Genomic DNA, 12,665 nt, shown 5'->3' on the forward strand with positions numbered 1-12,665 from the left:
CGGCGCCCGCACGCATGTGGCCCTCCGCGAAGCGATGCGAGAGGCACTCGCAACCGTGCGGCCACAGGACGCAGCGGCCTGGTTCGCCTACTGCGGCTACCCGCCTCAACCGCCGTGATCACCGTGGTAGTCGCGCGTAGGATCTCGCGGTGCCCCGTCCGGCTCCCCCAGTGGAATCCGCATCCCGGTGGAGGCCCCCGCCCACGGTGAGCTCGCCCTCGGGGTGAGGCGGGCAGGCGACGGGACGAGCCCTGTCAGGGCGTGTCGTGGGGGCGCCAGACGTGGCCCCATGGGTCGGACCCCGGTGGTAGACCGGGAGGTGCCATGGATGATCCAACCGACAGGGACGGCGAACGCCGCCGCGAACCGCGCAAGCCGAAGCCGCCCCGGAAGGTGTCGCCGCGCTACCTGGAGAACGCAGCGCTGCACTACCTCAAGCGCTACGCGGCCACCGTGAGCCAGCTCAAGCGCGTGCTGATGCGCCGGGTGGACCGTTCGGTGAAGTTCCACGGCGGGGACCGCGCGGAGGCGGTGGGGTGGGTGGACGCGCTGGCGGAAAAGCTCATCCGCAACAACCTCATCAACGACGGGGCCTACGCGGAGACGAAGGCGCATTCGCTGCGCGCGTCGGGCCGCAGCGCGCGGGTCATCACCCAGAAGCTGCGCATGAAGGGCGTGGCCCAGGAGCTGGTGCAGCAGAAGGTGGCGGAAGCCACCCAGGACGTGTCCGAGGACGCCGCCGCACTCATCTGGGCGCGCAAGAAGCGGCTGGGTCCCTTCCGGCGCGACCCCAGCACGCGCGCGGACAACCGACAGCGGGACCTGGCGGCGCTCGCACGCGCGGGCTTCTCCTTCACCATCGCGAAGCGCGTCATTGACGGAACGGCTGACGAGGCGCCGCTCCGCCGCTGACGCTTGAGGGGCCCAGGGGTGGAGCATCTCGGGGCAGGACTGACTGGGGCCGCTGGGGGGCCCGGCACGTCCGTGTGAGACGGAAGGCGCCGGGCCGGTGCCACGCTGTCTGGCTTTGAGGTGGCTCAGTACATCTTCAGGTCGTAGCCCGGGGTGGGATGCCAGTCGCTCCCCGTCGGAACGGAGCGCCAGTCCGTCACCTTCACCGCGTAGACGCTGCCGGCGGTGACGTTGGCCGTCGTCCGGTAGAGCTGGCAGGACGGGGTGAGTAACGAGCAGACGAGGGACTGGGTGCTGCTCAGGCGCGCGCCCAACGTGCGGGTGGCGTAGTTGTACGCGTAGATCTCCACGCGCAGTTGAGGGCCGTTGCGCAGGTTGTAGGCCTCCACCGTCATCACCTGGTTCACCGGCGTGGCCACGAGCGCCCAATCCGTGTCACCCGCGCGGTGGGAGGTGTGCTTGAGCTGCGGCGTGCCCATGTAGGACGAGGCGGAGGTGTGCGTGTTGTCGCTCTCGTAGGCGTCCGGAGGCGCCACCAGGCAGTTGGCGGGCGGGCTGAACCCGTCATTGACGCAGACATTGCCCACGCAGTTGCAGCCGGAGGCGCAGTCGGACCCCGTCGCGCAGGCGCGCACGGGTGGGGTATCGCAGAGTCCATCGGGCGGGGGCGGTCCGAAGCCGTCCGGGACGCAGAAGCCGTTCTGGCAGGCACAGACATCACGACAACCCAGCGAATTCGCACAGGCCAGGGCCAGCCCTGACTCCTGGACGGACGGCTCCTCGGACGGGGCGCTCTCCTCCACGGGCCCGCATCCCACGACAAACATCACCAGTGCCGCGACTCCCCAACGAACAATCTTCACGGTGGTCTCCCCTTGATGGATCCGGCGAGGACACCCTTCGCGCCCGTCGCCTGAATCCATTTTTCACTACGCGTGAATCCTGCCGTCCATTGCGGGAGGGACAAGCATTATTGGTTCATGAGAACGGGTGAATCTGGCGCGCGCGAAAAATACCGTCTGCGGATGAAAGAAGGGACCGGCGCCTCCCTGAAGGGGGAAGCGCCGGTCCCGGGTGTGACGCACGCCGTCTGGCTTTGACTACTCCTGGAGTTGCGTGACGGAGAGCGCCGGATCGCTGGCGATGTCGGCTTCGGTGAAACGCATGTCCACCCACTGCTTCTGGGAGAACATCACCGTCTGGTCCGCGTACCAGGGCGAGGCCGGGTTGGTGGACTGGGAATAGGTGAGGACGGACTTCGCCACGGGCCCCGCGTCGGTGAAGGACACGGCCATGACGAAGCTGGAGCCCAGGACGGGCTCATAGGTGTTGTCCGGCAGCAGGCGGTTGGAGATCTGGTTGAAGCAGCCTTCTTCGTGGCTGCACCCGTGGATGGGGATGAACACGCCGTTCTTCTTCTTGCCCTGCACGGCGCCCAGCGGCGCGTCCACGGCGATGCCCCGCTCGCGCAGCGTGCGCAGGGCGGTGCCCAGCGCCTGCGGCACCTGCGGGTGCAGGGTGTTGAGCGTGCGCGGCGTGTTGACGGGGTCGTTCGCGTTGAAGGGCACGAGGTATGGCCCGCCCGTCACGCCCACCACGTTGAAGATGAACACGCGCCACAGCAGCTCACCGCGGCTGTCCAGGTTGCCCTTCAGGTCCCACTGCGCCAGCACCGGGCAGGCGGGGCGCAGGTCCTCGAAGGTGAGGTCCGGCATCAGCACGAAGGGCGTGCGGCGGCACAGGGACACCAGCGAATCGCGCAGCAGTTCGCCGGAGTGGTTGCGGTTGTCCAGCATCACCGTCTGGAGCTGCTCCAGGGTGAAGCGCTGGCCCTCCAGGCCGTCGGTGCCCGCGAGGCGGCCCTGCACCATCTTCAAACCCATGCGGGTGCGCAGGCTGCGCACGCTCTTCTCCTCGCCCAGGATGCGCGGGAAGCCCGTGAGCGGCTGGGCGGGGTTGGGCAGCCAGTAGCTGTCATTGGAGTTGGTGACGTAGTCGTCGCGCTGTGTGGTGGGCATGCGCGACGGGCCCAGGATGCCGGGCTCCACCGCGTCCGCGTCGGTGCCCCACGCGCAGTCGGAGCGCGAGCCGTCCAGCACCGGCAGCCCCGCCTGCAGGAGGATGAGCAGCGGGATGGGGGACAGCACGCAGCGGGCGAGGTGCGCGTTGGTGACGTGGGGCACCACGCCCATGTCCGCGTAGTACGCGCGGCCCTGCGCGTCCGCCGCCAGCGTGTTCACCCACGGGATGCCCTGCCAGGTGGCCTGCGCCTGACGCAGCTCCTCCACGTTGGTCGCGCGGTTCATGGCGAAGAAGGTGTCCAGCACGCGCAGGTTGGTGGCGTTGGCGTCGCGGAACGCATAGCCGGTGAGCCCGTTCCACGTCATCAGCCCGGAGGGGTACTCCAGCATCGGGCCCAGGTGGGAGCGGTAGAAGGTGTGCTGCCGGGGCGTGAGCGAACCGTCCGCCTCCCGCGCCTGCACCGTCACCGTCTGCGTGGTCATCTGACGGACCTGGCCGTCGAACAGGTAGGACGTGGGGATGCCCGGGATGAGCTTCAGCTCGAACGGCGTGAAGCGGTACGCGGTGGAGACGGTGTGGCTCCAGGCCAGCGTGTCGTTGTGGCCGATGAGGATTGCGGGCACGCCCAGCAGGCTCACGCCGCTGACGTTGAGCTTGCCCGGCACGGTGAGGTGCGCCTGGTAGAAGCGCTCCGAGCCCTCCCAGGGGAAGTGCGGGTTCGCCAGCACCATGCCCTTGCCGTTGCGCGTGGCGCCCTTGCCCAGGCCGAAGGCGTTGCTGCCCAGGCCCAGCGATTCGGAGTGGGGAAAGACGTTGCGGTCCAGGCTCGCGGGCACCGGCAGCGGCAGGGGCAGCGTGCCATCCGGCAGCAGCGCGGGCGGCTTCGCGTCCACCAGCGCGTCCAGGAAGAAGCCGGAGCTGGCGAAGAGGCTGAGCTGGTAGTAGCGCAGGTAGAGGTCGTGCTCGGTGACGGGGCGCACCCAGGCGGCGCCCCGGCAGCGCGCGTCCGGCAGCGCGTTCACGCCGGTGTCGCGCAGGTAGCGGTTGATGCCGGCGGCATAGCCCCGCACCAGCTCGCGCGCGTCCTGGGACGGACCCAGCGGCGCGGGCTTCGCGAGCAGCGTGTCCACGGTGCCGGCGTCCAGGACGGACTGGTAGAAGAAGTCGCTCTTCAGGTTGTTGAGGTCGCCGCCCAGCGGCGCCGGGTAGGTGGCGTCCGGCCCGAAGTAGCGCGAGCGCTGCGCGTTCACCGTCACCAGCACTTCCGCCAGCTCGCACAGGTTGTCCTGCGCGAACGCATAGCCGTAGCCGTAGCCCAGGCTGGCGAAGTCATCCGCCAGCACGTGGGGGATGCCGTGCGCGGTGCGACGCACGGTGGCCGAATAGCTCCCGGCGCCCAGCTTCACCGACGCCACGGGATCGGCCGGCGCGGGCGTGGCGCGCGGCTCACACGCGGTGGCCACGAGCAGCGCCGCCAGGGGCAGCAGCGGGCCACCCCGGTTTCTTCCATCACGTCCAACCATCGAGGGACTCCTTTCACGGTGCTTTGAAATTCCCTTCTAGGTGAAGGAACCCGCCCCTCCTGGATCGCGGAGGTTCGCGCCGGGCCTGGGGCGTGACGGAACCGGGGGACCTGGCAGGGTGTGTCGGACGACGTGTCGGTCGACGCGTCGAAGCGGGGGGCGGAGGCCCTGGACGCGAGGGTTTCAGAGGGAGGCGGCGTGCGGCATGGGCGCTGCAATGGGGTCCAGGCAACGGACCGCGATACCCCTCGCCCCGTTCCACCCGCAGGAGCGACCATGACGACCTCCACCGTTGCCGCCATCCGTCCGCAGTCCGGTCCCATCTCCCCCACGCCGCCGCAGCCCGTGCTGGATGCCGGCGTGGTGCTGCCGCTGGGACAGGGGGTGGTCGCGGCCTACGCCGCCTTCAACGGCAAGAGCTACTCGGTGCCGTCGGGCTGGACGCAGGTGGACAGCCTCACCGCGTGGGTGCCACAGGAGGGAGGCGCGGCGGAGGCATTCGGCCTGTGGTTCACCGCAGACGGCGATTCATCCACGGCGATGCTGGCGCTGCGTGGGACGGTGACCGCCGCGGACACCCGCGCGGACGAGGAGTACGCCACCACGACCTTCGTGCCGTACTCCGGCTCGGTGTCCCCCGTTCCGAAGGTGCATGGCGGGTTCTGGAGCATCTACACGGGGACGAGCAGCACGGTGCCGACGTCGATGCAGGCGCAGGTGTTCGCGTGGCTGGCGGCGAACAACATCACGACGCTCTACGTGACGGGCCACAGCCTGGGCGGGGGGCTGGCGGAGTTCCTGGCGCTGGACCTGGCGGTGGGTAATCCGTCGCTGAGCGCCACCACCGTCACCTTCGCGGCGCCGAAGGCGGGGCTTTCGGATTCGTGGGGGACGGCCTACGCCCAGTACGTCACGAACCCGACGACGGTGCGCGTCGTCAACCAGTACGACGTGGTGCCCACGCTGCCGCCCGGGCTCCGCTACACCCAGGTGGGCGAGGAGTTCGACGTGCTCTTCTACAACACGCTCGGCGACACCAGCACGCAGGAGGCGACCATCCGCCACGAGATGGACAACTACCTCGCGGTGCTCACGCAGGCGCTGGCCACGTCGACGCCGCCGCAGGTCTTCGTCGGCACCTTCCCGGACGGTGTCTACACGGACAGCAGCGGCAACCCGCTCCAGGACACCAGCGAAGCGCCCACGGCCGACAACGTGGCGCGCGCGAAGGCGTCCGCGCAGGCCCTGCCGCTGCGCCCGGTGGCCCAGCCTCCCCGCCGTCAGGTGGCGGTGAAGTAGGGCCCGCGGGCTACAGCTGGACCTTGAACCCGCCAATGAGCGTGCGGGGCGCGTTGGGGCGGGCGCCGTAGGGACGGCGTCCGACGATGACCGCCTCGTCCAGCAGGTTGCGGCCGCTCACATAGAGCTGCCCCCAGCGGGTGATGTTCCAACTGGCGTTCACGTCGAAGGTCAGGAGGGCGCCCGTCTTCACGCCCTCGGGGATCTCCCCCTGGCCCGCCTCCTCGCGCATGCTGGCCAGGTACGTGGTGCTGATGAAGGCACCCCAGCGCGCACCCTCCACGCCCACCGACGCGTAGAGCTGGTGCCGGGGCACGTAGGGCAGCTCGTCCCCCGCCACCACGTTGCCGAACTGCGGATCCGACGAACGGAAGTCATTGAGCAGCTTCGTGCGCGTGAACGTGTACGACGCCGTCAGCGGGAAGGTGAGGCCGCCGCCCGGACGGAAGGTCTTCTCCGCGAAGGCCTCCAGGCCGTAGATGTTCGCCGCGCCCGCGTCCACTTGCCGGTCCAGGTTGTCGTTGAGACAGCCATTGGAGAAGGTGCAGACGTCGGTGAGGTTGGAGTAGTCATTGAAGAAGCCCACCACCTCGAAGCGCTCGCCCCGGCGGGACCAGCGCGCGCCAGCCTCGTAGTTGATGCTCTTCTCCGCGGACACGGCCTGGGGCTGTCCCGGCGCGGGCGGGGAGAAGCCCCGGTAGGCTCCCGCGAAGAGGCCCAGCACCGGGGTGAGGGCGCCGTACACGCCCACGCCCGGCATCAGCGCCTCCAGCGAGCCGTGGTCCACGGTGCCCGCCAGCTTGTCGTGGGACTTGGAGCGGATGATCTCCAGGCGCACGCCCGGCGTCACCACCAGCGGGCCCCAGGCGATGGCGTCCGTCGCGTGCAGCGCGAGCGCGTGCGTGGAGTCCTTGTTGTCGGCGGTGACCTGCGTGGTGCCGCCCTCGGGGACCAGCTCGCCGCCCACCATCAGGAAGCCGTCCTGCGTGTGGCGGCGGTCGATGCTGTCGTAGTGGTAGCGCACGCCGAACTCGGCGTTGTGCGACAGCGGACCGGTCCTCGCCGTCCAGCGGGCGACGCTCTGCAGGCCCTGGCTGACGAAGACGCGATGGTTGGGCCCGATGAGGATGGTCTCTCCCGGCGTGGACGAGTCCAGCTCCCCCGTCAGCACGCCGTAATAGATGGCGTTGCGCGCGCTGGTGGGGTCCGCGAGCACGTCGGAGATGGAGATGCCCCGGAAGCTGTTCACCTTGCGCCAGGTGCGGTCCAGGTCCTGGCGGTACAGCGACGTCGTCACCGCGACGTCGCGCCCTTCCAGCACGTGGCTGAGCACCGCCTGTGTGCGGTGCCACTGCATGTGGTCGAACTGGCTGGCCTTGTAGCGGCGCAGCGGGTTGGCGGCGAAGTCCGCGTCCGACAGGCCCAGGTACGTTTCGTTGGAGCCTTCGTCGGAGTAGCCCAGCTTGAGCTGGAGCGTCTGGCGCAGGTCGCCGTCCGGCACCAGCCGGTAGCGGGCCTTGGCCATCCATTCGTTGCGGTGGAAGCCAGTGGAGGCGTCGCTGTTGTCGATGTCCTTGAAGCCGTTGCTGCGCAGGTGCACGCCTTCGATGAGGAAGCCCGCGCGCTCGGTGCTCGCGCCGAAGTAGCCGTGCGCCTTGCCGTAGAGGTACTGGCCGCCCGCGAGGTCCAGGCCGAAGGACTCCTGCGCCGGGATGTCCCGGGTGATGAGGTCCACCGAGCCGCCCACCGTCTGCGGGCCCTGCTGGATGGAGGAGGGGCCCTTGAGCACGCGCACCGACTGCATGCGCGTCATCAGGGGGAAGTAGTAGGCGGCGGGCGCGGAGTAGGGCGCCGGCCCGAAGAGGATGCCGTCCTCCAGCAGCGTGACCTTCTTGCTGCGGTCCGGGTTCACGCCGCGCAGGCCCAGGTTGGGGCGCAGGCCGAAGCCGTCCTCGCCACGGCCGTACACGCCCGGCACGGACTGGAGGATGGCCTGGGGGTCGTCCAGCTCGTAGCGCTGGAGCTTCTCCGGCTTGAGGATGTGGATGGAGCCGCTCGTCTTCGTCTCGGACGTGCCCACCACCACGCTCTCGAACTTGCGGGAGCCTTCCGGCGCGGCCTCCACGACGGGCGCGGCGGCGGGCGCGGGCACCTGCTCAGACGGTGCGGCGGGCTCCACGGAAGCGGCGGGCTCCGCGGGCGCGGCGGCGGCCGGCTCGGGCGCGGGCTGCTCGGACACGGGCGGGGAGGCAGGGGCGGCTTCGGGCGCCGGGACGGGCACGGCCTCCGACGGCGGCGGCGGGGGCGTGTCCTGGGCGGGCGCCTGTGCCGGTGCCGACGAGGAGACGACGAAGCAAACCACCGCGACTGCCCAGGTCCGTGCATCCATGAAACGAAGACTCCCGGAGGTGCGTGCGAAGAAGCGCGGCGGTCGCCCGGGCCGACGGGGGACGGAAGGTGTCCCCGCCGGTCCCGGAGGACCGCCGCTTACCGCGACAGCGAGCGAGGCGCGCTTTACTGCGCTTCGGCGGCGCCAGCGATGACGATCTTCCCGTCGGACTGGATGACGACGCTGCGCGCCGCCTCGTCCAGCTTGCCGGCGATGACGTTCACCGTGACGATGCCACCCGTGCCGAAGGTGGCGTCGCGCGTGCCGTCCAGGTTGAAGCGCGCGATGGCGAAGCGGTTGTCACCGCCCTCGGTGACGAAGCCCGTGGCGTACACCTTGCCGTCCAGGCCGAAGTTCACGCCCCAGAAGCGGTCGTTGGTCGTCTCGGAGAAGGGCACCGCGCCGGCGAACTCCGTGCCGGTCGTCACGTTGCGGATGAGCAGGACGGCGTCGTCGTCCTCTCCGCCACCCGCGCGGTAGCCGGCGGCGGCCACGTACTCGGCGTCGCCGATTTCCGCCTGCGCCACGTCGAAGAAGGCCTCGTCCGGGCGCTCGAAGTCGTACAGCTTGTAGCCTTCGGTGTAGCCGGGCGTCGTGGCCGGCTGGCCGTCCCGGGTCACCTGCACCGCCAGGGCCTGGATGTTGCCGGCCGTCGGGGTGCCGCTGCCCACCATGAAGACGCCGTCGTCCTTGAGGGCCACCGCGTCACGGCCGCGGTCGTTGTCGCCGGCCAGGTCCAGGATGAACGCGCCGTTGGTGCCGTACGTGGGGTCCAGCACGCCCGCCGCCGTGTAGCGGAAGGAGATGAGGTCCACCGTGCTGCCCGACACGCCCGCCGCGCGGCCGTAGCCGGTGGTGACGTAGGAGCCCGTGGACTGAGGGACGGCGGCGTAGGCCTCGGAGATGCCCCACTCCTTGGTCGTGTCGTTGGTGGCGAACGGCGCGGAGTTCACCACGCCCTTGGAGCCGAAGGTGGCGTCCACCGTGCCCGCCTCGTTCAGGCGCAGCAGCACGATGCGGTTGGCGCTCTGCGCGCCCACGCCCGTGGGCTGGTTCAGGTAGCCGGCGGAGAGGATCTTCCCGTCCGCCTGCACGAAGCCGTGGCGCGCGGAGTCACCCAGCCCGCCGATGTCCAGCCAGTACATGCCCTTGCGCGCGGGGGCGACGGCGCCCGCGTTGAAGGTCTCGTCCAGCGCGCCTTCAGCGGTGAGCCGGGCGATGACGCGGTCGGTGTCCGTGCGGGTGCCTTCCGCCTTCTTGGTGGCGAACACCACCAGGCGGTTCTGCGCGTCGCGGTCCGCGGTCCAGATGGCGTCGCGCACCGTGCCGGCGCCCGTGCCCAGGCTCACCCGCGCGATGCCGTTGCCGCTCGTGCCGAAGGTGTTGTCCACCGTGCCGTTGGTGTTGAGGCGCACGAAGGCCAGGTCCGTGTCCGGCGTCGTGGCGGTGCCGGCGTCCGTGCCCGCATCCGTGCTGGTGCCCGCGTCGGTACCCGCGTCCGTGTTGGTGCCCGCGTCGGTGTTGGTGCCCGCGTCCGTCTGCGTGCCCGCGTCCGGCGTGGGGGTGGGCTCGTCGTCATCACCGCAGGCACCCAGCGCGCTCACGGCGACGCCCAGGACCAACATGCTGGGCAGCAGCTTCTTGAAGCTCCGGTGCTTCCTCTGGTTCGACATGGGTACCCTCGGGTGGGTGGGTCAAAGATGAGAACGATTATCAGTTTCAGTCGCTCTGACGGGGCGTCTGCGTAGAACGGGGGGTGGGTGAAGTCAAGGCGCGGTCCGGCAGCCGGGGGCGTGGAATCGAGACTGATTGTCAGTCTCAAGAGCGACTGGTACGTGGTCGTCCATGACCTTCTCGCGAACCCGTCCTGCCGCGCCCTCCCGTTGGGGAGCGAGGGCCCTGGCGTTCACCGCGGTGTTGTCCCTGGCGTGCAGCGACAGCAAGCCCAAGCCGGTGGAGCCGGACCCGCTGCCTCCGGGCGAGACGGACGTGCGCGCGGAGCTGTTGAGCGCGACGGGCGCTTGCATCCTGGGGACGGCGCGCGACTTCCTGCCGAAGGCCACGGCGCTGCAGGCGGCGACGGCGGCGTTGCGGGACGCGCCGGACGCGGCGGCGGTGGCGGCGGCGCGCGCGGCGTTCCATGACGCGATGGACGTCTGGCAGGTGATGGAGGCGATGCAGGTGGGGCCGGCGGCGCCGCGCAGCAGCCCGGGCGGCGCGGAGATTCGCGACAACATCTATTCGTTCCCGTTGATCAACCGGTGCTCCGTCGAGGAGCAGCTCGTGTCGAAGGGCTACGAGTCGGCCAGCTTCTCCTCCAGCCTGGTGACGCGGCGCGGGTTCGTGGCGCTGGAGTACCTGCTGTTCTACGAGGGCGCGGAGACGGCGTGCGGCCCCAACTCGGCCATCGTGGCGCAGGGGACGTGGGCGGCGCTGAGCGCGGAGGACCGGGCGGCGCGCAAGCGGGCGTACGCGGCGGTGGTGGCGGCGGACGTGAGCATGCGCGCGCAGGCGCTGGTGACCGCGTGGGCTCCGGAGGGCGGCAACTTCCAGAAGACGCTCTCCACGCCAGGGTCGGGCAACACGGTGTTCCCGTCCACGCAGGTGGCGCTCAACGCGATGAGCGACGCCATCTTCTACGTGGAGCGCGAGGGCAAGGACCAGAAGCTGGCCCGGCCGCTGGGGCTGCGTGACTGCTCTTCGGCCACGTGCCCGGAGCTGTTGGAGTCGCAGTTCGCGGGCCGCTCGAAGCAGAACCTCATCCAGAACCTGAAGGGCTTCCGGCGCGTCGTGGAGGGCTGCGGCGCGGACTACTCGGGGCCGGGCTTCGACGACGTGCTGGTGGCGGCGGGCGCGGAGGCCGTGGCCACGCGCATGCACGCGCAGGTGGTGGAGGCCGAGGCGGCCCTGGCGGCGGTGGAGGAGGCGGACCTGCGGCAGGCGCTGGTCGACGACAAGGCGTCCGTGCAGCGGCTCTACGACGACTTCAAGGGCATCACGGACGTGCTGAAGACGGACTTCATCACCACGCTGGACCTGGAGCCGCCCGCGGGCCTCGAGGGGGACAATGACTGAGTCCGTCGGAGGCGGGGACGTGACGTCCTCGCGTCCCTGGGCACGGCTGTGGGCGCGGCTGCTGGCGCCCCGGGACATCGCCGCGCTGGCGGCGTTCCGGGTGGCGCTGGGTCTGCTCATCACCATCTCGGCGGTGCGCTTCCTGGCCTACGGCTGGGTGGGCGTTCTCTTCGCGCAGCCGAAGTTCCGCTTCACCTACTGGGGCTTCGGCTGGATTCCACCGCTGCCCTCGTGGGGGATGCCCGCGCTCTTCATGGTGCTGGGCGTGCTGGGCGTGCTGTTGATGCTGGGGCTGTTCTACCGGGTGACGGTGGTGTTGCTGTTCGCGGTGTTCGCCTACGTGCAGCTGTTGGACGTGACGAACTACCTCAACCACTACTACCTGGTGAGCCTGCTGCTGGCGCTGATGTGTTTCATCCCGGCGCACCGGGCCTTCTCCATGGATGCGTGGCGCAAGCCGGCGCTGAAGCGGGACTGGCTGCCCGCGTGGTGCACGGACCTGCTGCGCTTCCAGGTGGCCGTCGTCTACGTGTTCGCGGGGCTGGCGAAGGTCACCTCCGACTGGCTGGTGCACGCGCAGCCGCTCAACATCTGGCTGTCCGCGCGCACGGGGCTGCCGTGGGTGGGGCCACTGCTGGAGCAGCGCTGGATGGCGTACGCGGCGGCCTGGGGCGGGATGCTGTTCGACAGCACCATCGTGCTGTTCCTGCTGTGGCGGCGCACGCGTCCGTTCGCGTACGTCGTCGTGCTGGGCTTCCACGCGGTGACGTTCGCGCTGTTCCCCATCGGGATGTTCCCCTTCATCATGGTGACGGGGGCGCTGGTGTTCTTCGACCCGTCGTGGCCGCGCGCGCTCTGGGCCCGGGTGCGACGGCTGCCGTGGAAGGACGTCACGCCTTCGTCCGGGGCCGTCATCACCGGCGTGCCTGGCTGGAAGGGGCGGGTGGCGCTGGGCGCGGCCGTGGTCTACGCGCTGCTCCAGGTCTTGCTGCCGCTGCGCACGCATGTCTATGGCGGCAACGTGCTCTGGCATGAGCAGGGCATGCGCTTCTCCTGGCGGGTGATGACGCGGGAGAAGAACGGCAGCGCGACGTTCATGGTGCGCGACAGCGTCACCGGCCGGGAGTGGCACGTACCGCCCAGCCAGTACCTCTCGCGGTTGCAGGAGCGGGAGATGGCGGTGCAGCCGGACCTCATCCTGCAACTGGCCCACCGCATCGCGCGCGACTACGAGGCGACGACGCACCACCCGGTGGAGGTGCGCGCCGACGTGCGGGTGTCCCTGAACGGCCGGCTGTCGGAGCCGCTGGTGGATCCGACGGTGGACCTGGCGCGGGAAGAGGACGGCCTGGGGCCCAAGCCGTGGATCCTCCCCGCGCCCCAGACGCCGCCGGTGCACCTGCGCCCTACGCGCACCGCGCGGGCCCGTGCTCCGGGCCCCTGAC

Annotated in this window: 8 protein-coding genes; 4 read left to right on the forward strand and 4 right to left on the reverse strand. The window is 70.2% G+C overall.

Features of this window, described 5'->3' with window-relative positions; genetic code table 11:
* The first annotated feature begins 324 nt into the window (after positions 1 to 324).
* Positions 325 to 912: a regulatory protein RecX gene (locus D7Y13_RS12100; RefSeq protein ID WP_120583917.1), complete on the forward strand. Its 588-nt coding sequence runs from the start codon at positions 325 to 327 to the stop codon at positions 910 to 912.
* A gap of 125 nt (positions 913 to 1,037) precedes the next feature.
* On the opposite strand, the gene D7Y13_RS12105 is transcribed toward D7Y13_RS12100, so the two are convergent.
* Positions 1,038 to 1,775 (reverse strand): hypothetical protein, encoded by a 738-nt coding sequence (locus D7Y13_RS12105; protein ID WP_147444311.1) that lies wholly within the window; start codon positions 1,773 to 1,775, stop codon positions 1,038 to 1,040.
* Positions 1,776 to 2,012: 237 nt separating this feature from the next.
* A complete protein-coding gene (locus D7Y13_RS12110) occupies positions 2,013 to 4,457 on the reverse strand; it encodes an acylase (RefSeq protein ID WP_120583916.1) in 2,445 nt (814 codons plus the stop codon).
* A 276-nt stretch (positions 4,458 to 4,733) separates the two neighbouring features.
* Here D7Y13_RS12110 and D7Y13_RS12115 point away from each other — a divergent pair, with 276 nt between their 5' ends.
* On the forward strand, positions 4,734 to 5,756 hold the full coding sequence (locus tag D7Y13_RS12115; RefSeq protein ID WP_120583915.1) for a lipase family protein: 1,023 nt from the start codon (positions 4,734 to 4,736) through the stop codon (positions 5,754 to 5,756).
* A gap of 10 nt (positions 5,757 to 5,766) precedes the next feature.
* Here the strand turns inward: D7Y13_RS12115 and D7Y13_RS12120 are convergent, their stop codons facing one another.
* Positions 5,767 to 8,145 (reverse strand): TonB-dependent receptor family protein, encoded by a 2,379-nt coding sequence (locus D7Y13_RS12120; protein ID WP_120583914.1) that lies wholly within the window; start codon positions 8,143 to 8,145, stop codon positions 5,767 to 5,769.
* Between the two features lie 125 nt (positions 8,146 to 8,270).
* Positions 8,271 to 9,818: an NHL repeat-containing protein gene (locus D7Y13_RS12125; RefSeq protein WP_120583913.1), complete on the reverse strand. Its 1,548-nt coding sequence runs from the start codon at positions 9,816 to 9,818 to the stop codon at positions 8,271 to 8,273.
* A 172-nt stretch (positions 9,819 to 9,990) separates the two neighbouring features.
* On the opposite strand from D7Y13_RS12125, the gene D7Y13_RS12130 reads away from it, so the two are divergent.
* Complete coding sequence (locus D7Y13_RS12130; RefSeq protein ID WP_120533003.1) at positions 9,991 to 11,220, forward strand: imelysin family protein; 1,230 nt, start codon at positions 9,991 to 9,993, stop codon at positions 11,218 to 11,220.
* On the forward strand, positions 11,213 to 12,664 hold the full coding sequence (locus D7Y13_RS12135; protein WP_120583912.1) for an HTTM domain-containing protein: 1,452 nt from the start codon (positions 11,213 to 11,215) through the stop codon (positions 12,662 to 12,664). The genes D7Y13_RS12130 and D7Y13_RS12135 overlap by 8 nt, the downstream gene beginning before the upstream one ends.
* Position 12,665: the final 1 nt, after the last annotated feature.

The organism is Corallococcus praedator (assembly GCF_003612125.1).
Classification (GTDB): Bacteria; Myxococcota; Myxococcia; order Myxococcales; family Myxococcaceae; genus Corallococcus; species Corallococcus praedator.